Annotated in this window: 15 protein-coding genes; 5 read left to right on the forward strand and 10 right to left on the reverse strand. The window is 65.8% G+C overall.

Annotation, left to right across the window (positions count from 1 at the left end; translation table 11 throughout):
* Positions 1–184 precede the first annotated feature (184 nt).
* Both PanNE5_RS06240 and PanNE5_RS06245 read left to right on the forward strand, forming a co-directional pair.
* The gene (locus PanNE5_RS06240) at positions 185–3,610 is read left to right on the forward strand and encodes an ATP-binding protein (RefSeq protein WP_369751621.1); all 3,426 of its coding nucleotides are present in this window, start codon (positions 185–187) and stop codon (positions 3,608–3,610) included.
* Positions 3,573–4,559, forward strand: a complete 987-nt coding sequence (locus tag PanNE5_RS06245; protein WP_261939424.1) for a response regulator transcription factor — start codon at positions 3,573–3,575, stop codon at positions 4,557–4,559. Before PanNE5_RS06240 ends, PanNE5_RS06245 begins: the two co-directional genes overlap by 38 nt.
* Before the next feature lie 64 nt (positions 4,560–4,623).
* Here PanNE5_RS06245 and PanNE5_RS06250 read toward each other — a convergent pair whose 3' ends face one another.
* Both PanNE5_RS06250 and PanNE5_RS06255 read right to left on the reverse strand, forming a co-directional pair.
* Positions 4,624–5,934 carry an MFS transporter gene (locus PanNE5_RS06250; protein WP_017235677.1) on the reverse strand — a complete coding sequence of 437 codons (1,311 nt, stop codon included), beginning with the start codon at positions 5,932–5,934 and terminating at the stop codon, positions 4,624–4,626.
* Positions 5,931–7,121 carry a M20 aminoacylase family protein gene (locus tag PanNE5_RS06255; RefSeq protein WP_150561990.1) on the reverse strand — a complete coding sequence of 397 codons (1,191 nt, stop codon included), beginning with the start codon at positions 7,119–7,121 and terminating at the stop codon, positions 5,931–5,933. The genes PanNE5_RS06250 and PanNE5_RS06255 overlap by 4 nt, the downstream gene beginning before the upstream one ends.
* A gap of 267 nt (positions 7,122–7,388) precedes the next feature.
* Here PanNE5_RS06255 and PanNE5_RS06260 point away from each other — a divergent pair, with 267 nt between their 5' ends.
* The 3 genes from PanNE5_RS06260 (at position 7,389) to PanNE5_RS06270 (ending at position 10,606) form a co-directional block, all read left to right on the forward strand.
* The gene (locus PanNE5_RS06260; RefSeq protein ID WP_017235675.1) at positions 7,389–8,309 is read left to right on the forward strand and encodes a LysR family transcriptional regulator; all 921 of its coding nucleotides are present in this window, start codon (positions 7,389–7,391) and stop codon (positions 8,307–8,309) included.
* An 85-nt stretch (positions 8,310–8,394) separates the two neighbouring features.
* Positions 8,395–9,822 carry a TAXI family TRAP transporter solute-binding subunit gene (locus PanNE5_RS06265; RefSeq protein WP_150561989.1) on the forward strand — a complete coding sequence of 476 codons (1,428 nt, stop codon included), beginning with the start codon at positions 8,395–8,397 and terminating at the stop codon, positions 9,820–9,822.
* Positions 9,823–9,955: 133 nt separating this feature from the next.
* Positions 9,956–10,606, forward strand: coding sequence for a GNAT family N-acetyltransferase (locus PanNE5_RS06270; protein ID WP_261939425.1), 651 nt, complete (start codon positions 9,956–9,958; stop codon positions 10,604–10,606).
* Here the strand turns inward: PanNE5_RS06270 and PanNE5_RS06275 are convergent.
* From PanNE5_RS06275 to PanNE5_RS06310, 8 genes are all read right to left on the reverse strand, one after another.
* Positions 10,573–11,310 (reverse strand): glutathione S-transferase, encoded by a 738-nt coding sequence (locus tag PanNE5_RS06275; protein ID WP_017235672.1) that lies wholly within the window; start codon positions 11,308–11,310, stop codon positions 10,573–10,575. The two genes, PanNE5_RS06270 and PanNE5_RS06275, sit on opposite strands and share 34 nt — an antisense overlap.
* 18 nt (positions 11,311–11,328) lie before the next feature.
* Positions 11,329–12,294 carry a diguanylate cyclase gene (locus tag PanNE5_RS06280; RefSeq protein WP_261939812.1) on the reverse strand — a complete coding sequence of 322 codons (966 nt, stop codon included), beginning with the start codon at positions 12,292–12,294 and terminating at the stop codon, positions 11,329–11,331.
* A 91-nt stretch (positions 12,295–12,385) separates the two neighbouring features.
* Positions 12,386–13,396 (reverse strand): chemotaxis-specific protein-glutamate methyltransferase CheB, encoded by a 1,011-nt coding sequence (cheB, locus tag PanNE5_RS06285; protein ID WP_261939426.1) that lies wholly within the window; start codon positions 13,394–13,396, stop codon positions 12,386–12,388.
* A complete protein-coding gene (locus PanNE5_RS06290) occupies positions 13,393–15,816 on the reverse strand; it encodes a hybrid sensor histidine kinase/response regulator (protein ID WP_261939427.1) in 2,424 nt (807 codons plus the stop codon). Before PanNE5_RS06290 ends, cheB begins: the two co-directional genes overlap by 4 nt.
* Complete coding sequence (locus PanNE5_RS06295) at positions 15,813–16,466, reverse strand: chemotaxis protein CheW (RefSeq protein WP_261939428.1); 654 nt, start codon at positions 16,464–16,466, stop codon at positions 15,813–15,815. The genes PanNE5_RS06290 and PanNE5_RS06295 overlap by 4 nt, the downstream gene beginning before the upstream one ends.
* On the reverse strand, positions 16,463–17,941 hold the full coding sequence (locus PanNE5_RS06300; protein ID WP_261939429.1) for a CheR family methyltransferase: 1,479 nt from the start codon (positions 17,939–17,941) through the stop codon (positions 16,463–16,465). Before PanNE5_RS06300 ends, PanNE5_RS06295 begins: the two co-directional genes overlap by 4 nt.
* The gene (locus tag PanNE5_RS06305; RefSeq protein ID WP_017233682.1) at positions 17,938–18,426 is read right to left on the reverse strand and encodes a chemotaxis protein CheW; all 489 of its coding nucleotides are present in this window, start codon (positions 18,424–18,426) and stop codon (positions 17,938–17,940) included. The genes PanNE5_RS06300 and PanNE5_RS06305 overlap by 4 nt, the downstream gene beginning before the upstream one ends.
* A gap of 35 nt (positions 18,427–18,461) precedes the next feature.
* The gene (locus tag PanNE5_RS06310) at positions 18,462–20,135 is read right to left on the reverse strand and encodes a methyl-accepting chemotaxis protein (protein WP_315973466.1); all 1,674 of its coding nucleotides are present in this window, start codon (positions 20,133–20,135) and stop codon (positions 18,462–18,464) included.
* Positions 20,136–20,169: the final 34 nt, after the last annotated feature.

Below are 20,169 nucleotides of genomic sequence, written 5' to 3' on the forward strand. Positions count from 1 at the left end.
CTGTGCAAGAAGCGCGGCGGGCGGGTTTCACGGGTTTGAACGCAATGTAGGGAGCCAATTTGACGATCGGAATACGTCGATTGACGTATTCCCCAGGTGGGGCGGTGGAATGTAATTTGCTTTGGGCTTTACATCCAACGCTTTTTGCACCAATCCGGATCGCCTTCACGTCTTCATGGCCAAGATGCACCAAAGTTCAGTCAGCGCGCCCAGCACTCAGCGCATCGTGAAGGTGCGGCGGGATTACAACGCCTGGGTCGGCGACGAAACGCTGGAAGACTATGCGCTGCGCTTCACCCCGCGCTCGTTTCGCCGCTGGTCGGAATTACGCGTCGCGACCACGGCAATCGGCGGCGTATCGTTTCTGGTGCTGGAGGCCATCGGCGGTAGCCTTGTCATCAATTACGGCTTCACCAACGCGCTCTGGGCCATTGCCGCCGTTTCGATCCTGATTTTCCTGACGAGCCTGCCGATCAGCTATTACGCGGCGCGCTACGGCGTGGACATGGATCTGCTCACGCGCGGCGCCGGCTTCGGTTACATAGGCTCGACGGTGACGTCGTTTCTTTACGCCATCTTCACATTCCTGTTCTTCGCACTCGAAGCGGCCATCATGGCGCTGGCGTTACAGCTCTATTTCCACATCTCGCTGGCGCTGGCGTATGTCGTGAGTTCGCTCGTCGTGATCCCGCTGGTGATGTTCGGCATCACGCTCATCAACCGGCTGCAAAGCTGGACACAGCCGCTGTGGATCGTGCTGTTCGTGTTGCCCTACGCCGCAGTGCTGTGGCACCACCCCGGGATGCTGCGCGAGTGGACCACGTTCGCGGGATTCGCCCCGCAAGGCCGGGCGTTCAGTCTCATTGCGTTCGGACAGGCGTCGACAGTCGTGTTCGCGCTGATCGTGCAGATCGGCGAACAGGTGGACTATCTGCGCTTCCTGCCGCCGCTGACGACGCGCAACCGCAAGCGCTGGTGGCTCGCGCTACTGTGCGCCGGCCCGGGCTGGATCGTACCCGGTGCGCTGAAGATGCTCGGCGGCGCCTTCCTCGCATTTGTGGCGATCCAGAACGAAGTGGGGGTCGCGCAAGCCGCGCAGCCCACGCAGATGTATCTCGTCGCCTATCACATCCTCCTCGATCCGGCAGGGCTGGCCGGTTGGGCGCTGCCGGCCATGACGCTTTTCGTCATCGTCTCGCAGCTCAAGATCAATGTGACGAACGCGTATGCGGGATCGCTGGCCTGGTCGAACTTCTTTGCACGTCTCACGCACAGTCATCCGGGGCGCGTGGTGTGGCTCGTCTTCAACGTGATGATCGCGCTGCTGCTCGTGGAGATCGGTGTCTTCGAGGTGATCGGCAAAGTGCTCTCCCTGTATGCGAATGTTGCCGTGGCCTGGATAGGCGCGCTGTGCGCCGATCTCGTCATCAACAAACCATTGGGATACAGCCCGCGTCACATCGAGTTCAAACGCGCGCATCTCTATGATGTGAATCCCGTCGGGCTGGGCGCGATGTTGCTGGGCGTCGTGGCGGCCCTCACGGCTCGGGCAGGCGCCTTCGGCGAGCTTGGCGAGGCGATGTCGATGTTTCTCGCCTTCGGCGTGGCGTTCGTCTGCGCGCCGATCATTGCCATCGCGACACGCGGAAAGTACTACCTCGCGCGCAAGCCGCAATCGACCGGCGACGCCAGATCGCTGCGCTGCGCGATCTGCGAGCACGCGTTCGAGCCGGAGGACACGGCCCACTGTCCGGCCTATGGCGGCACGATCTGCTCGCTTTGCTGCTCGCTGGACTCCCGTTGCCATGATCGCTGCAAGCCGCACGCGCGCTTCTCCGCACAGGCCGATCGCGCATTGCACTGCGTATTTCCGCGCCTGCGGCTGGGGCCCGCGGCGTTGCGGCTCATTCGCTATGCGAGCCTCGTGCTGGCCATCCTTGCCGTGTTGGCTGGCGTTCTGCTACTGATCTGGTCGCAGAGTGTGGCGTCGATCAGCGCGGCGGAAGTCGGGGTCATAGGAAGCAGCTTCCTCAAGATCTTCTTCTCGCTCGCCCTCGTGGGCTGCATCGCGGCATGGTGGTTCGTGCTGGAGCGCGAGAGCCGCCGCGTCACGGAAGAGGAATCGCAACGGCAAAACGAATTGCTGATGCAGGAAATCGAAGCGCACCAGAAGACCGACGAGGCGCTCAAGCGCGCGAGCGCGGCCGCCGAGTCGGCGAATCGGGCCAAGAGCCGTTACGTATCGGGCCTCAGTCACGAACTACGGACGCCGCTCAACAGCATCCTCGGCTATGCGCAGCTTCTGATGCAGGCGAAGGAAGAACTGTCCCCCACGCGCTACAACGCGGTTCGCACCATCCATCGCAGCGGCGAGCATCTGCTCGCGCTGGTCGACGGACTACTGGACGTCGCGCGCATCGAAGCCGGCAAGCTGCAATTGAACATCACGAAAGTGTCGCTGACCGATTTCGTGTCTCACCTGTCGTCGATGATGAGTCCGTTGGCGATGGAGAAAGCGCTCGCCTTCGATGTCCAGGTCGTCGGTCGAATCCCGGGGACGGTGAAGTGCGATCAGAAGTACCTCGGGCAAATTCTCACCAACCTGATCGGCAACGCAATTCGCTTCACGTCTGCAGGGACGGTGACGCTGCGCGTGAGTCACGCGCTGGACACGCTGAAGTTCGAGGTGATCGATACCGGACCCGGCATCGCGCCGGAGGAAATGGCGCGTCTCTTCCTGCCGTTCGAGCGTGGCGACGCCGCCCATGCGGACGATCACGGTGCGGGCCTCGGGCTGACGATCTGCCGATTGCTCACGCATGCGCTCGGCGGCAGTCTGGACGCGCACAGCGAGATCGGGCGCGGCACGCACTTCGTGGTGAAACTCTTCGCACCGGCAGTGAGAAGCGCACCTGATGTCTACACCGAGTTGGCGGGTATTCGCGGGTACGCCGGGTCGCGCCGTACGATTCTCGTGGTGGACGACCTGGCCGATCAGCGCGGGATCGTCGTCCAACTGCTCACGCCGCTGGGCTTCGACGTGACCGAAGTCGCCAGCGGTCCCGACGCGTTGCGATGGCTCGGCACTCACACCGCCGACGCGATCATCATGGACATCTCAATGCCGTTGATGGACGGCTACGAAACCAGCCGCCTGATTCGTGAGAATCAGCTCTCGGCGGCGCCCGTCGTATTGCTCTCGGCCAACGCTTTCGCCGACGATCGCGAGCGTGCTGGCGCGTCCGGCTGCGCAGGCTATCTGGCCAAGCCGTTGCAGGTGAATCTGTTGCTCGACAAGCTCGCACAACTGCTTGCGCTGGAATGGATTGCATCGGAACCGACGACGACGCCCAGCCCGGCGCGGGCGGAGACATCGGCGGCGACGTCCGACGCCATTCAGCTCGCGCTGCCCGAGGGGGTGCTTCAGCGTATCCGCGAGCATCTCGACGTCGGCTATGTGCAGGGGGTCGTCGAGCAACTCGACGAGGCGCGGCGCGTCCACCCGGCACTGTCCGCCCAGATCGAAACGCTACGCGCACTTGCCGAACGCTTTCAGCTAAGGGAACTTGAAAATGAGCTTGTCCACCTGCCCCGCGCCACCGGTGCATGATGCGCCCACGGAGGCGAGCGCCCCGCCGGAGTGGCTGGGAAACCGTCCCATCGTGCTGATCGTGGACGACACGCCCGACAATCTCGCCTTTCTCTCCGATACCCTGCAAGCGAACGGTTACGCGGTGCTCGTCGCGTTAAGCGGCGAGGCGGCATTGAAGTGTCTGGCGCGGGTCACGCCGGACGTCGTGCTGCTCGACGCGATAATGCCCGCGATGGACGGCTTCGAGACCTGCACGCGGATCAAACAGGACCCACGTTACGAGCATCTTCCGGTCATCTTCATGACGTCGCTGACGGAAAGCGAGCATGTCGTGCGGGGCTTTCGCGTCGGGGGCATCGATTACGTGACGAAACCCGTGCGCCCGGAGGAAGTGTGCGCGCGTATTGGCGCGCATGTGGTGCGCTCGCGCGCGCAATCCTATGCACAGGCAGCGCTCTCGCTCGGCGCGCGCGCGGCGCTTATCGTCTCGGAAGACGGCGCGATCTGCTGGCAGAGTCCTCAGGCGGCGCGGCAGATCGCGGCGTACGGCGCAACGCACGAGGACGTCGCCAAACCGCGTTTGCCCGCGCCGTTGCTGCACTGGTTTGTGGCCTGGCTTGCGCAAGGCGCGCAGGCGAACGTCGTTCATGAATGCGTGCTCGAGAACGTTCGCCGTTCCGCCACGGCCGCCCCGGCCCCGAAGACCGGCGAGTGGATCGTCACGCTCACGGAAGCCGACGACACCGCTTACTGCTCGGCGCTTTCCCTGCACTTCGGCCTGACCGCACGTGAAGCCGAAGTGCTCCTGTGGGTGTCGCGCGGCAAAGCCAATCGCGACATCGGGGACATCCTCGGCATGGCGCCCCGCACCGTCAACAAGCACCTCGAACACCTGTTCCGAAAGCTCCACGTGGAAACCCGCGCGACCGCCGCCGCGCTGGTCATGAAAGTCCTCGATCGGCGGTGAAGTCGGCGTCATGTGGCGAAACGGATTGGCACTGCGTTCGCGCTGGGCTACCGACCTCAGACGCTTACTCGTCGAGCACCTTGTTGCCGGTCTCTTCAAACATCGACACGGCGATGAGCGAGATGATCACGCAGACAATCATGTACCAGGCCGGCGCCATCTTGTTACCCGTCGCACGAATCAACCAGCCGGCCACAAGCTGCGCCGTACCGCCGAACACCGACACCGCGATGGCATACGCGCTCGACATGTAGCCCGCGCGCAGATGTTTCGGGAAGTTCTCCGGCATCAGCGCGTAAGCGGGGGCCGACCCCATCGTGTAGCAGAGCATGAGGACAATCAGCGCCGCCAGGACGACCGGCAGCGAGGGGAAGTGCGTCATGATCCAGAATGCCGGATACAGCAGCACGACGAGCGCCACGCGGCCGATGATCGTGAGCGGCTTGCGTCGCCCCATCTTGTCCGACAACGCGCCATAGATCGGACACATCACCAGCGAGATCGTGCTGGCCGCCACGCCGGTCAACATCGACATTTTCGGCGGCAGGCCCAGGTACTGAATGCAGTACGTCGGCATGTAATACATCATCACGTACGTCGACACCGACATCCCCATGATCGAGAAGATCGTGAGGAACCAGTTGCGCACGTACACGCCGCGCTTGGGGTCGTCGCGACCGGCGATCGTCTTCGCCTTCGGCGGTTCTTCCTGAATGTGACGACGCAGGTAGATTCCGACCGGAGCAATCAGCGTACCGAGCAGGAACGGAATCCGCCAGCCCCAGCTGTGCATGATGTCGTCCGAGAGCAGGAAGCCCAAACTCGCGGCCAGGCCCGAGCCGAGCAGCGCGGCCGCGCCCTGGCTCGCCAACTGCCAGCTCGCGCGAAAGCCGCGGCGCTTCGCACCGCCCATTTCCAGCAAGGTGGCGGTCGCCGCACCGAATTCACCGCCTTGGGCGAAGCCTTGCAGCAGGCGCGCCGCGACGATCAGCAACGGCGCGGCCAGACCGATCTGCGCATACGTGGGCGCGAGGCCGATGGCCGCCGAACCGAGTGCCATCAAGCCGATGGTCAACGTGAGCGCCGGCTTGCGGCCGGCACGGTCCGCGTAGCGGCCCAGCACGAAACCGCCGAGCGGGCGCATCACAAAGCCCACCGCGAACACGGCGAACGCCAGCAGCGACGACGTGACAGGATCGTGGGCCGGGAAGAACTGCTTGCCGATGGTCAGCGCGAAATAACTGTAGACCGTGAAGTCGAAGAACTCCAGCAGGTTGCCGATGACGGCGGCAAACACGATCTTGCGTTGTTGCGCAGCGGTCATCGGCGACGGCTGTGCGCCGTCAAGCGTCAATGTGGAAGTGGCGATGCTCATGCGCGCTCCTTGGCAAGAAAGCGTTCGACCAGACGGGTCCAGAAGGCCGCGCCGATGGTCAGGTTGTCGTCGTTGAAATCGTACTTGGCGTTGTGCAGCATCGGCTTGCCCTCGCCGTTCCCCAGGCGAATGAAGCAGCCCGGCACCTTCTGCAGGTAGTACGCGAAGTCTTCGCTGCCCGCGATCGGCGGGAACGGCGAGATGACGTGCTCGGCGCCCACCAGCTCTTCGGCCACGCCGCAGGCGAACGCTGTCTCCGCCTCGGTATTCACGAGCACCGGGTAGCCACGGATATAGTCGATGTCGGCGCTCGCGCCATAGCCCTCGGTATGCGAGGTCACCAGCGCGCGAATGCGCGCCTCCAGCGTGGCACGCACGTCCGCCGAAAACGAGCGCACGCTCAGCTCCAGCACGGCCTCCTCGGGAATCACGTTCGGCGCAAAGCCGGCATGGAACGTGCCGACCGTCACGACGGCGGCTTCGGTCGGGTCGACGTTGCGCGCGACCACGGTTTGCAGCGCCATCACCAGGCTGCTGCCGATCATCACCGGATCGATCGCCAGATGCGGTCGCGCCGCATGACCGCCACGGCCGTGGATACGAATCTTGACGGTGTCGCACGCGGCCATCAGCGGGCCGGCGCGGAAGCCGAACGTGCCCGTGGGTACGCCCGGGTGATTGTGCAGACCGAAGATCGCCTCGCACGGGAAGCGTTCGAACAAGCCGTCGGCGATCATCTGTTCGGCACCGCTGTTCGAACCGGCTTCTTCCGCCGGCTGGAAAATCAGGTGAACAGTGCCGTCGAAATTGCGTGTCTTCGCAAGTTGCTGCGCGGCGCCGAGCAGCACGGTCGTGTGACCGTCGTGGCCGCAGGCGTGCATCTTGCCGTCGTGCACGCTGGCATACGCCAGTCCGGTCTGCTCGTGAATCGGCAGCGCGTCCATGTCGGCGCGCACGCCGACGGTGCGACCGCTCGTGCCCGCAGTGAGCGAGGCCACCACGCCGTGACCGCCGACATGACGCGTGACCTGATACCCCCAGCCTTCGAGCTTTTGCGCCACGTAGCGCGACGTGTCGACTTCCTCGTAGGACAGTTCAGGGTGTTGATGGATGTGGTGACGCATTTCGGCCAGCGGCGCGCGCGCCTCCAGCAAATCGCTCACTTCGCAGTAGCGAGTCTCGCTCATCGGGGGCTCCTCTCTCTTGTTGAATAACGCGGAGTATTGCACCGACGAAAATTCCCACCCATGACGCAAACCACGTCAAAATGTTGCTTTCAAGTCAACAATTGGTCGCCCTGGCAAAGTAGCAAGATGGCGACGCCATCGACAGAAAATTGTTTTTATTCAATGGTTTGACGAGATTTTTCTGGGGCCGTCGACGCGATCTGGACCGCCCCCGGCCGGCGTCGGGTCAGACCGACGCATTCCCACGAACACAACACTGAGAAGCGAATGACCTACGAGGCGTGGATCGACGACATCGGCGAGCGTGCGCTCAAATATCTTGCCGAAATTGCCGCGACGGGCGGCGTGCGCATGGCCGCCGAGTCGCTCGGCGTGAATCCGTCCGTGGTCAGCCGGCAGATCGCGGCGCTCGAGCGGCGTCTGCGCTTTCCGCTGATCGAACGGCGCGGGCGCAATGTGAGCGTCACCGAGATCGGTCAGGTGCTCATCGACTACTACCGCGACGGCCAACGGCGTCAGCGTGACCTGTCGGCGCGGCTGGAGGAATACCGGCATCTGAAGCGAGGGCGCGTGGCGATCGGTGTCGGGGAAGGGTTCATCGGACGCCTGATCGCACAGGCGTTGCAGCGCTTTTCGATGAGCTACCCGGATATCCTCGTCGAAATACGCTCCGGCCCGACGCCCGCCGTGCTCTCGCTCGTGCGCGACGACGTCGTGGATATCGGACTATGCGCGCGCTCCGCCGACGATCCGGCCATGCGCATTCATCCGTTCGCCGCAAAGGCCCTGTGCGCCGTGGTCGCCCCCACCCATCGTTTCGCAACCATGGCGAGTGTGCCGCCCTCGGAATTGGCGCACGAACGGCTCATCTTCATGACCGAGGCCCACGGCGTGCAGCAATTCGTGCACTCGGTGCTCGACACCGCGCGCCTGAACGTGACGCCCGCCTACCGCGTCGATCTGTTCAACACCGCGCAGACGCTAGCGGCGGCGGGCCTTGGCGTGGCCTTCATGTCGGCGATCACCGCGCGACGCGGCATCGAGCTTGGCGAGCTGGTCGCCGTGCCCATCGATCATCCGATCGCGACCGGCTTCTCCAGCCAGATGATGACGCGCGTGGGCCGGCGTCTGTCGCCCGCCGCCGATCACCTCTGGAAGCAACTTGCGCAGAGCCTCGCGCATCGTTGACGAAGACACCCGGCCCGATCAGTCAGCATAGATGGCGTATGATCGGCCGGGTGTTGGATATGCGGGTCAAGCCTGCCTGCTTTCGATGACGACCGATTCGAACTCACCCGCCCACCGGCGAATCCGCGCCCGCTTCGTCGCCATTTCCTGGCGCGACCTCGCCGTATCCTTCGGCCCGGTCATCCTCCTGTCGATGGCGGCCATTTGGCTCGCCGTATGGCTCGTACGACCGGCGCCGCCGCGCACCGTGACAATCAGCGCCGGCCCTGAAGGCAGCTCCTTCTGGAATGCCGCACAACGCTACAAGACGATCCTCGCGCGCGACGGCATCACACTCGTCGTTCTCACGTCCGAGGGCTCGCGCCAGAACGTGGAGCGGCTCGCCGACGCATCGCAAAACGTCGACCTGGGCCTGGTGCAGGGGGGCGTGTCGCAAGGCCTCGACGTCGATGGCCTGGTCTCGCTCGGCAGCGTGTTCTATGCGCCGATTTCCGTGTTCTATCGCGGGGCGCGCGTCACGAAGCTGTCTGACCTGACAGGCAAGCGCATCGCCATCGGTCGCGAAGGCAGTGGCGCACGCGCACTGTCGCTCGCGCTGCTCAAGGCGAACGGCATCGAGCCGGGCGGTGCGACCCGGCTCACGGCATACGACGGACAGGATGCCGCGCAGGCCTTGATCGACGGACGCGTCGACGCCGCCATGCTCACCGGCGACACCGCCACCGGCCCGACATTGGGCAAGCTGATCCGCACGCCCGGTGTGCGGCTGATGGACTTCGCGCAGGCCGATGCGTACACGCGCCGTTTCACGTATCTGAATCAACTCACATTGCCGCGCGGCGTTTTCGACCTCGGTCGCAACCTGCCGGCACAACCGGTACACGTCATCAGCCCGACGGTCGAACTCGTCGCGCGCGACAGCCTGCATCCGGCACTCTCCGATCTGTTGATCGAAGCCGCGCGCGAGGTGCACGGCAAGGCCAACCTGCTGCAACGCGCCGGGGAATTCCCATCGGCTCAGGTCCACGAATTCCCGATCTCCGACGATGCCGCACGCTACTACAAGTCCGGCAAGGGGTTTCTGTACCGGCATTTGCCGTTCTGGGTCGCGAGTCTCGCCGATCGCATCGTCGTGTTGCTCGTGCCGATCCTCGTCGTGCTGATTCCGGCATTCCGGCTGGTGCCGTCGCTGTACAGCTGGCGCGTGAAATCGCGGTTGTACCGCTGGTACGGCGCGCTCATCGCGCTCGAACGCGAAGCGCTGGCCGACGACGCCCACACCGAATACCGAAGCCTGCGCCATCGGCTCGACGCCATCGAAGCCGCCGTCAATCGGCTGAAGATCCCGCTCGCGTACGCCGACCAGTTCTATGTGCTGCGCGAACACATTGGCTTCGTGCGGCAGCGGCTCGATGTCATGAACGCGGCGCCGGAAGCCACGGGTGGCGACGCCGCCCGGCACGCCGACAGTGCGTCACCGGCCGCCAGCAAGGACAGCCTGCGCGGCGTGTGAGTATCTCAAAGCGATGCTTATGCACTGCATAATCAACGCAAGCTTTTATTATGAATTGACGAAGCGCACACTATTGACTGTCACGGACCGGGACACCGGTTCGTTGTGAAACTCAACGCTCGGATCTGTTCGTATGTCGTCGTCCTCCGCTCACGCCTCCCTCCCCAACGCGCCGCAACGCGTCGACACGGAACCCGCGCGTGGAGCGTGCACGGTGCGCCCCGTGTGCGACGGCGATCTGCCGGCCATCGCGGCCATCTACGCTCATCACGTGCGCACTGGTACGGCGTCGTTCGAGGAAGTGCCGCCCGACGAGGCCGAGATGCGCGCGCGTTGCACGAAGGGTCTCGACGCCGGACTGCCGTACCTCGTTGCAGAGCGCGACGGCAAGGTCCTCGGCTACGCGTACGCCACGCACTACCGGCCGCGCTCGGCCTATCGCTTCACGCTCGAAGACTCGGTGTACATCGCGGCCGATTCGACGGGCCAGGGCGTCGGGCGCGCGCTGCTGCTCGCGCTCATCGCACGTTGCGAAGGCGGCCCGTGGCGGCAATTGGTCGCGAACGTCGGCGACAGCGGCAACGCGGCCTCGCTGGCGCTGCACAAGGCATGCGGCTTCACGCAGACGGGCGTGCTCAAATCCGTCGGGTTCAAATTCGGCCGGTGGATCGACACCGTGCTCATGCAGCGGCCGTTGAACGCCGGCGACGCGACGCTGCCGGCGTCAGTCGAACCCGGCCAGCCGCCACGTCAGAACGGCGAGGTGCGGTCCAGTGCCTTGTAGTGACGGAAGATGCCCGTGGTGTTGAACGGAATGCGGCGCGGCGACTTCAGGTAGGCCGCGACGCGCGGCACGCGCGCCACCGCGTCGTGTACCGCCTGGCAGCGCGGGAACGCCTTGGCAAATCCCGACATCGCGCGCGGAAACGCGTAGTCCAGCCCGGCAATCACCTGGAAGAGCGAGAGATCGGCGTACGACATCGTCCCTTCGGAAAGCCAGCCGCCCGCGTGTGGATTGTTCGCCAGCACGCGCTCGAAGTACGCAAAGAATTTAGGCAGGCGGTACTCGATGAGGTCTGCCGTGCGCTTGCGCGCTTCCGTGCGCTGCTGACTGTAGTACAAGCGGCTCGCGATGGGATGATGGCTGTCGTGTACCTCGACCACGAGATCGGCCAGTGTGAGCTGCAACTGGTTGACCCAACGTCGCGCACGCGGTGACTCGCCCACCAGACCGAGATGCGGACCGAGATACGCAAGAATGTTTGCCGTCTGCCCGATCAATTCGTCGCCCACGCGCAGGAAAGGCGGTGCGTAGGGCGGATCCTGGCAAACCGGGTCGTCCATCGTGCGCATCAGGCCGTCCATGCCCTGCCCGGGCGCGTCGCCCTGCACGATCTCTACGTACGGCGTGCCGGTGGCTTCGAAGGCGAGGCGGACAAATTCCCCGCGCCCTTGCAGGCCCGGCCAATAGAACAGCTCGAAGGTCATGTACCCTCCTCAGCAGGCTCAGGAAGCGCCCGGCTGCATCTCCACGCGATTCTTGCCCAGTTGCTTGGCGCGGTAGAGCGCCAGATCCGCCGATTCGATCAATGAGGTCGAGGCCATGTGGGTGCGCGGCACCAACGACGCGCCGCCGATACTGACGGTGACGTGCTGGCCGTTGGCCGAGCCGATGTGCGGAATCGCCATCGCATCGATCTGCGCGCGCACCTTCTCGGCGATCAGGGCCGCGCCACTCGCCGTCGTGTTCGGCAGCACGATCACGAACTCCTCGCCGCCGAAGCGCGCGGCGAGATCGGCCGGACGCGACGCCGCATCGGCAATCGTGGTGGCGACGCGGCGCAGGACGTCGTCGCCTGCGATGTGACCATACGTATCGTTATAGATCTTGAAATTGTCGACGTCGATCATGAGCAACGCCAGTTCGCGTTGCTCGCGCAGCGCGCGGCGCCATTCCGCGCTGAAGTACTCGTCGAAATAGCGGCGATTTGCCAGCCCGGTCAGGCCATCGGAATGCGTAAGCCGCTGCAGTTCGAGATTCGTCTCCAGCAACTGCTGCTGGCTCTCGCGCAGCGCGCGGTACGCCTCGTCGCGCTGCAGCAGGTTCATGTACGAGCGCGAGTGATAGCGAATGCGCGCGATCAGTTCGATGGGATCGGGCAGCTTGACCAGATAGTCGTTGGCGCCCGCCGCGAACGCTTCGCGCTTGATGGTCGACTCTTCCTTCGTCGAGAGCACGATGATCGGAATGTCGCGCGTGAGCGGACTGGCACGATACTGCCGCACCAGCGACAAACCGTCGGTTCCCGGCATCACGAGATCTTGCAGGATGACGGTCGGACGCGTGGTTTCGGCCACGCGTTGCGCATCGTCCGGACTCGAACAATAGTGGAAGTCGATGTTCGCCTCCCCCGCGAGCGCGCGGCGAATCGCTTCACCGACCATCGCCTGGTCATCAACGAGCAACACCATCGCCGATGATTCGTTCAGGCTGCTTTCGGCGCCCGCCGCTTGCGCGACCAGCTTGGGGGGGCGTGGCGTTATCGTCATGTTTTGCGTCCTGTCATACCGTTCCAAATAGCGTCACCAGTTGCGGCGCAATGCTCGCCAGCGGCAGAATCTGCGACGCCGCACCGGCCTCTGCCGCCGCTTTGGGCATGCCATACACCGCACTCGTCTCGCGATCCTGCGCAATCGTGATAAAGCCCTGCGCGCGCATGGCGCCGAGCCCGGCCGCGCCGTCGCGGCCCATGCCCGTGAGCAGCACGCCCACCGCGCGCGCGCGCCAGTTCTCGGCCACGCTTTGCAGGAAAACGTCGATGGACGGACGATACACCGCGTCCGTCGGGTCGTCGGTAAACGCGCATCGGCCACTCGCGTCCATGCGCAGATGTCGATTGCCGCCGGCGAGCAGCACCACGCCGGCGCTCGGACGCTCGCCCGCTCGCGCCAAACGCACGGTGAGCGGCGTTTGCTGATCGAGCCAGTCCGCCATGCCCGGGGCAAACGCTTCGTCCACGTGCTGTACGACGACCACGCCCGCGCCAAAGTTCACCGGCAATCGCCCCAGCAACGCGGCGAGTGCCGCGGGCCCGCCGGCGGACGCCCCGATGGCGACCAGCATGTCGGTCCTCGCAGGCGCGCGCGGTGGTGCGGCGCTCGGCTGCGGCAGACGCGCGTCGGCCTGCTGGGCCGCGATGGCCTCGATCTTCGCCAGCAGCGACGATGCCGGCCGCGCCCGATCCGTGCCGCCGAGCACCGGCGTGTCGACGGCATCCAGCGCGCCGGCGCCCATCGCGTCGAACACGAGACTCGCATGATGACCCACGTCCGACGTCACGATGAGAATCGGACAGGGCGAGCGCCGCATGATCTCACGCGTGGCCGCCACGCCGTCCATCACGGGCATGACGAGATCCATCAGCACGAGGTCCGGCGGGGTGGGCGTGCACATCGACACCGCCTGTGCCCCATCGTGCGCCACCCATGCCACGTCGAACCCCGGTCGTTGCGCGAGCGTGCGACGCAGCGCCTCGACGGCGATGCTCGAATCGTTGACGATCCCAATCCTCATGACCCCGGCTCCCCGATGAGGTCCACCACGGCGCGCAACAACGCGTCGTCGTGAAAGCTGCCTTTCGCGAGGTAATAATCGGCGCCGGCATCGAGTCCGCGCTGTCGATCCTCCTCACGATCCTTGTAAGACACGATCATGACCGGCAACGCTGCCGTACGCGCGTCGCGCTTGATGAGCGTGACCAGTTCCACGCCGTCCATGCGCGGCATGTCGACGTCGGTAATCACCATATCGAACGTCTCGCTGCGCACGGCATTCCAACCCTCCATACCGTCGACGGCGACGCGCACCTCATAGCCGCGCGCGGCCAGCAGTTTGCGTTCGAGTTCGCGCACGGTCAACGAATCGTCGACGACGAGCACGCGCTTGCTGGCACGTCCGCTCGCCTGGGCGGCGCGCACCGGCACCCGTTCGAGCGACCCCAGCTCCACCGCCTTGGCAATGGAGCGCACCAGATCGGCCGTGTCGATGATGAGCAACGGGGCGCCGTCTTCCGTGAGCGCCCCGGCGGCAATATTGGGTACCTTGCCGAGCCGGGTGTCGAGCGGTTGCACGACGAGCATGCGCTCGCCCAGGAACTTGTCGACGGCCAGCCCGTAACGCGCGTCGCCGTCGCCGAACACGACCACCGGTTGATCCCCCGCCACCGCGACCGGCGCACTGCCGCACAGGACTTGCTGCGCGCTCACGAGTCCGATCTGCTTGCCGTCGAGCGTGAAGTGCGGACGCCCCTCGAGCACAGCGATGTGCTCTTGCGGGAGCGCCAGCGTGCGCGACAGGTTCGCGAGCGGCAACGCATACGGCTCGCCCGCGATCTCCACGAGCAGGCTGCGCACCACGGAGAGCGTGAGCGGCAACTGCAGAATGACTTTCGTGCCGCGCCCCGGCGTGTGCTCGATGCGCACGGTGCCGCGCACCGTCGCCACCATCGCCCGCACCGCGTCGAGTCCAACGCCGCGTCCGGAGACATCCGTCACCGTATCGCGCAGCGTGAAGCCGGGCAGCATCAGGAATTCGAGCAGCTCGCTGTCGTCGAGCCGCTGTGCCGTGTCCGGCGCAGCCAGCCCGCGCGCGACCACCGCCCGTCGCACGCGCTCGAGATCGATGCCCGCACCGTCGTCCGCTACGCTCACAAGCAACAGCCCCGCGCTGTGCCGCGCGCTGAGCGTGATAACGCCCTCGGCCGGCTTGCCCGCCGCCGCGCGCTCGGCCGGGCGCTCCAATCCGTGGTCGACGGCATTGCGCAGCAAATGGCCGAGTGGCGCTTCAAGCTGATCGAGAATGTCGCGGTCGACCGGCGTATGCGCGCCACGAATCTCCAGCCGCGCTGGCTTGCCGAGCGAGCGGCCCAGGTCGCGCACCATGCGCGCAAATCCGCCCAGCCGGTCGTCGAGCGGACGCATCCGGCACGCGAGCGCTTCGTCGTACAGCCGCTGCGACAGTTGCGTCGAGCGACGGTCGAACTCGTCCAGCTCGTGCATCTGCTCGGCCAACAACTGCCCGCCGACGCTCAGTGCGCGTCGCAGATCGGCCAGCGCCGCGAGCAACACCTGACGGTCTTCATCGGAACGATCCACCACTTGCGCAAGCGCCGAGCTCACGCGGTCCAATGCATCGCCCGCCTCATGCTGATGACGCTTGAGCCGCTGCAACGACTGCGCGAACGGCTGCGTCCAGCGCGACGCCACCAACCCTTCGCTGGAGAGTCGCAGCAGTCGGTTCAGATTGTCCGCCGACACACGCAACGCGCGCGACGCGGGGTCGGCGACGTCATTGTCGTTGGTCGTGTCGTAGTTGTCGCGCACGTCGTAGGGCTCGGGCGGGCCGGGCGGGGCCGGCGACGCCGGCGATACGGGCGCGGCGATCGTCATGGCGTCGGGCGCGGGCGGTGTCGCCGACGTCGGCATGCCGTAACTGGCGTAATCGAATGCCGTGGGTTCGGCCGACGGCGTGGGCGTCGCGGCGCTCACGGGGGCGGCATGGGCGGGCGTCTGCACCGCTTCACTCGTCAACGTGGCGAGCTGCCCGGTGAACGACGTGACGAAGGCGTCGATTTCCGCTTTGCCCGCGCCCTGCGCCCAGTTCGGATCGCGGCCCGGCGGATGCGCCAGACGCATCAGCAGATCGACACCCTGCAGCAGGCGGTCGATGAGCGTTGCGTCGAGCAGAAGGGCGCCGCGTTGTGCCGCGACGAAGGCATCTTCGAGCACGTGGGCGAGCGCCACGCCGGCGTCGACGCCCACGATACGCGCCGCCCCCTTGAGCGAATGCGCGGCCCGCATGCAGGCTTCGAGCCGCGACGCGTCGGTCGGCACGCGCTCGAGCACCAGCAATCCATCGCCGAGCACTTGCGCCTGCGTCTGCGTTTCCATACGGAACAGATCAAGCAGCGTGGCGTCGTGCAGGTCGTCGCTCATGCGAGGCTCCTGTCGAATGCCGCACCCACACGCAACGGATCCAGCACGCCGACAACGTGCTCGCGCCAGGGCAACACGGCGACCGCCAGGCCGTCGCTCGCACCGAACGCCGTCGAGGGCACCGCGCCAAGCGCTTCGCGGGCGGGCGTGACCGTGCCATGCACCTCGGCCACGGGAAACGCGCTCAAGTGGTGACCGTGGCGCAGCGCCAGCAGGCGCGACGCGCTCGCGCGCATCGCATTCGACGGGGCCGTCTCGGCGCGCGGGACCGATTGCACGCCGAGCAGGGCTTCCAAAGACACGCACGGAACGAGCGCGCCGCGCAGGTTGACCAATCCGAGGCAGGCGGGTTGACGGTGTCCGGGCACCGAATGCCAGCCGCACATCGGCGCCACGGATTCGATGGCCGACGCCGGTAGCGCGAGCCATTCGTCGCCCAGACGGAAGAGCAACAGCGGCGTGCCGCGCGCTGCCGCCTCTCGACCCGCCACAGCGCGCCACGGGGCCGGGTCAACCGGCACGACCGGCAGGCGATCGAGCAGTTCGGCCGCCTGGCGGTGCAACGCACCGGCGTGCGAGGGCTCTGGGGAATTCGGGTGGCGTGCGTCGGACACCGAATCGGCCTCATGCACGAAGTCGCGATTTGTCATCGATGTCGGGTCCCGTCACGCGGCACATTGTCAGGTGGTGCACTCGACGTTGTCGCCTTGCGTTGGGTGGCATCCGTGCGTTCGGCACGTTCAGCGCGTTCGAGCAGACGACGCGCGCCGGCGGCGTCGCCACGCGCGTCGAGTTGTGCCGCGCAATGCACAAGCGCTTCGTAATGTCCCGGGTCGAGATACAGCGCACGACGATAATGGACGAGTGCGCCCTGAGCATCGCCCCGCGCGTCTTCGACCAAGCCGAGCAGATACTCGGCCTGCGCGTTCGCGCGATCGGTCGCAAGCACGGTGCGGCACAATGCGACGGCGCGCACAAAATCGCCCGCGTCGGCCGCCACGCGCGCCTGTTCGAGTTGCGCATCGACGGCAGCGGCATTGGACGCAGCGGCAGCAGCGGTAGCGGACGCAGCCGCAGCAGCGGCGCGGGGCGCTGCGGGCGGCTTCGCCACAACGTTCGGCCTCGCCTGCAGCGGGGCAGGCGTGCCCGTGAGACCGACATGGGCCACGAACCGACCCTCGGCGCGTCGCTGCGCCGCGGCGTCGACGGCACTCACCGGCGGCATCATGTTGAACGATTCGAGCGTTCCCGCAATGCGCGACACGCCGGCGGGTGGTGGCACCACGTCGCGCACCGGCCCGGCGACGCGAAACGCGAACGCCTGCACGTGTCCGGTCGACGTCAAGCCATTGCTGGTCAATGTGCCGCCTTCCGCCGGCCCGGCGAAGAGTGTCGCGCCCATGCGCATGAGGCGTTCGAGCGCGGCGATCGCCCGGCGCTGCCCTTCGCGGTCGAAGTAGATCAGCACGTTGCGGAAGAACACGAAGTCGAACGTGCCCAGCCGATCGACCAGCGTGGCATCGAACAGATTGCCCGCGTGCCAGCGCACCTGTGTGCTCAGCGCCCCGACGACGCGATAGCCGTCGTCATCCGGCGTGAAATAGCGTTCGCGAAACGACAGCGATTCGGGCGGGCCGCGAAACGAGTTGCGACCGTAGCGCCCCTCACGCGCGAGGGCAAGTCCACGTTCACTGATATCGAGCGCGTCGACGGTGAAATCGCTGGCACCGAACCCCGCGTCGAACATCGCCATGGCCATCGAGTAGGGTTCCTCGCCCGTGGCACACGGCAGGCTCAACAGCCTCAGCGGCTGGCCTTCACGCACCGTGCCGCGTCGCGTGGCCCGTTCGTCGCGCGCCAATTGCCCCAGCACCGTGAACGCCTCGCGATGCCGGAAGAACCATGTCTCGGGCACGACGACCGCTTCGATCAACGCCTGAAGCTCCTGCGGCGATTGCTGCAGCCATTGCCAGTATTGCGAATAGGCGGGTGCGTCTTGCATCTCGGGTGGGAGCGCGGCAAGCCGCGCGCGCACGGCACGCTCGATGGCATGTGCCCCGAGCGTTTGCGCGTCGAGCCCCATGGTCTCGCGCAGCAGGCGTTCGATGTCGTGGACACGGCTCATGACGACGCCTCCGGTGTCTCGGCCAACGCGTCGCGCGCGGCGTCGAAGAGCAGCGCGCGCGCCTCGTCGGTCAGCAGTTGATCGATTCGCACCCACTGCACGAGGCCGTCGTCGGTGTCGAGCACGGGGCCGAGGTAACGGCCTTCGGGCAGATCGACACCGCTCGCCTGGAACGCCGAGGCGTCGGCGCGCAACGTGTCGGTCGCGCGCTCGACGCGCACCCCGAGACGGCGCGCATTGGGCCCGGGCGCCGGGTAATGCACGAGCACCAGACGCGTGGATCGGCGCTCGGGCGCGCTCACCCCCGTGGCCAGCCGCGTCAGGTCGATAACGGGCACCGGCTCGCCACGATAGCTGAACGCCCCGGCCACCCACGCCGGCGCGGCAGGCAGGTGCTTGAGCGCGAGCCACGGCAGCACCTCAGCCACCTGACTGGCTTCGATGACGTAGTGATCGGTCCCGATGGCGAAACGCAGGAACAACATGGCGAGGTCCGCGAATGACGAAGTGGCGCGTTACTTCACGCCAGCCCCACGGGCGGCAGCGTCTGCACCTTGAAGCGCGAGACGCCGCTCTTGAGTCCGTTGGCGACGTGATTGAGTTCTTCGATGGCCTGACTCGATTGCTGCAGCGATTCGGCGGTCTGCTGCGCCGCCTCGGAGAGTTGCACCAGCGCCTGATTGATCTGCTCGGCCCCGGTCGCCTGCGCCTGCATGCCTTCGTTGACGACCTGGAAGCGCGGCGAAAGCGTTTGCACCTGCGCGATGATCTGGGCGAGCTGATCGCCGACCTGACGCATCTCGTCCATGCCGCGCCGCACCTCCTCGGTGAACTTGTCCATGCCCATCACCCCGGCCGACACGGCCGATTGAATCTCCTTGATCATCTGTTCGATGTCGTAAGTGGCCACCGCCGTCTGATCGGCCAGCCGCCGGATCTCAGTCGCCACCACGGCAAAGCCGCGTCCGTACTCGCCCGCCTTTTCTGCCTCGATGGCCGCATTGAGCGAGAGCAGGTTGGTCTGGTCGGCCACCTTCGTGATCGTGGTGACGACCTGATTGATGTTGCCCGCCTTCTCGTTGAGAATGCCGAGCTTGCCGTTGACCGACCCCGCCGCCTCTACGACGTGACGCATCGCGTCCTCCATGCGCGTGAGGCCAACGTGCCCCGTGCCCGCCAGCGACGCCGCATGTTCGGCCACGCCCGCGACCTCGGTCATGGTGCGGGCCAGATCGCGCGACGTAGCGAAGATCTCGCGCGAGGTCGCGCCGATTTCCGTCGTCGTCGCCGCCGTCTCCGAGGCCGTGGCTTGCTGCTCACGCGACGTGGCGGCAATCTCGGTCACCGACGTCGTTACCTGCAACGCCGACTTCTGCGCCTGTCCGACCAGCCCCGTGAGTTCATCCGTCATCCGGTTGAAGCCCGCCTCCAGCGCGCCGAATTCGTCGCGCCGGTCCAGATCGAGACGCTGCGTCAGATCGCCCGAGCGCATCACTTCCAGAATCTGCATGACACTCCCGAGCGGCACACTGATGGCGCGGAACAGCAACCAGCCGCACAGCAACGCGCACGCGAGCGCCACGACCAGCGTGATGAGCAGCGTTGCCTGAGCCGCCGTCACAGACTGGCTGATATTGCGAGTCGACTCGTCAGCAAAGGTCTTGTTGGTATCGACCATATGCTGGATCGCCGTGCGCCCGCGGCCCCACTCCGGGTAAAGCTGCTCCGACACCATCGAACGCGCCGCGGCGATCTGACCGTCGGCAACCAGCTTGAGCACCTGATTGCTGACGCTGCCATACTGCTGGCGCACGCTGCGCACCTCGTCGTACTGGACGCGGTCGATGCTGCGGTTGATGGTCGTGCCGTATTCCTTGATCCAGTCGTCGATCTTGCCATTGGCGGCGCGAAGCACATCGAGATCGCTCGCTCGGGCCTTGTCGTTGTCGTCGACGGACACGACCTGCTGAAGCATCTGGTAGCTCTCGAACCAGGCGCCGCGCAGCATCGTGCTGTAGTACAGGCCGGGCGTGGAGTCGGTCTCCACGCTGATCGCCTCCTGCTGGATGGTCATCAGCCGCGTAAAGGCGATGCCGGCCATGAGCGCCATCAAGGCGATGATCAGGCCAAAACTGGCCAGAATGCGATGTCGGATCGACCAGTGTTTCACGCCGCGCTCCCGTTCGTTGTGCATACCCGGTGCCGGGGGAGGGGCGACGCGGGCCTGT

The sequence above is a fragment of the Pandoraea sp. NE5 genome (assembly GCF_024363545.1).
Taxonomy (GTDB): Bacteria; Pseudomonadota; Gammaproteobacteria; order Burkholderiales; family Burkholderiaceae; genus Pandoraea; species Pandoraea cepalis.

What these genes read in the sequence shown, in the direction of transcription:
- PanNE5_RS06275 (WP_017235672.1), bottom strand. Translation starts at nt 11,310, where the DNA reads ATGACCTTCGAGCTGTTCTATTGGCCGGGCCTGCAAGGGCGCGGGGAA.
- PanNE5_RS06295 (WP_261939428.1), bottom strand. Translation starts at nt 16,466, where the DNA reads ATGACAAATCGCGACTTCGTGCATGAGGCCGATTCGGTGTCCGACGCA.
- PanNE5_RS06240 (WP_369751621.1), top strand. Translation starts at nt 185, where the DNA reads ATGCACCAAAGTTCAGTCAGCGCGCCCAGCACTCAGCGCATCGTGAAG.
- cheB (WP_261939426.1), bottom strand. Translation starts at nt 13,396, where the DNA reads ATGAGGATTGGGATCGTCAACGATTCGAGCATCGCCGTCGAGGCGCTG.
- PanNE5_RS06305 (WP_017233682.1), bottom strand. Translation starts at nt 18,426, where the DNA reads ATGTTGTTCCTGCGTTTCGCCATCGGGACCGATCACTACGTCATCGAA.
- PanNE5_RS06260 (WP_017235675.1), top strand. Translation starts at nt 7,389, where the DNA reads ATGACCTACGAGGCGTGGATCGACGACATCGGCGAGCGTGCGCTCAAA.
- PanNE5_RS06245 (WP_261939424.1), top strand. Translation starts at nt 3,573, where the DNA reads ATGAGCTTGTCCACCTGCCCCGCGCCACCGGTGCATGATGCGCCCACG.
- PanNE5_RS06265 (WP_150561989.1), top strand. Translation starts at nt 8,395, where the DNA reads ATGACGACCGATTCGAACTCACCCGCCCACCGGCGAATCCGCGCCCGC.
- PanNE5_RS06290 (WP_261939427.1), bottom strand. Translation starts at nt 15,816, where the DNA reads ATGAGCGACGACCTGCACGACGCCACGCTGCTTGATCTGTTCCGTATG.
- PanNE5_RS06250 (WP_017235677.1), bottom strand. Translation starts at nt 5,934, where the DNA reads ATGAGCATCGCCACTTCCACATTGACGCTTGACGGCGCACAGCCGTCG.
- PanNE5_RS06310 (WP_315973466.1), bottom strand. Translation starts at nt 20,135, where the DNA reads ATGCACAACGAACGGGAGCGCGGCGTGAAACACTGGTCGATCCGACAT.
- PanNE5_RS06270 (WP_261939425.1), top strand. Translation starts at nt 9,956, where the DNA reads ATGTCGTCGTCCTCCGCTCACGCCTCCCTCCCCAACGCGCCGCAACGC.
- PanNE5_RS06280 (WP_261939812.1), bottom strand. Translation starts at nt 12,294, where the DNA reads ATGGTGTTGCTCGTTGATGACCAGGCGATGGTCGGTGAAGCGATTCGC.
- PanNE5_RS06300 (WP_261939429.1), bottom strand. Translation starts at nt 17,941, where the DNA reads ATGAGCCGTGTCCACGACATCGAACGCCTGCTGCGCGAGACCATGGGG.
- PanNE5_RS06255 (WP_150561990.1), bottom strand. Translation starts at nt 7,121, where the DNA reads ATGAGCGAGACTCGCTACTGCGAAGTGAGCGATTTGCTGGAGGCGCGC.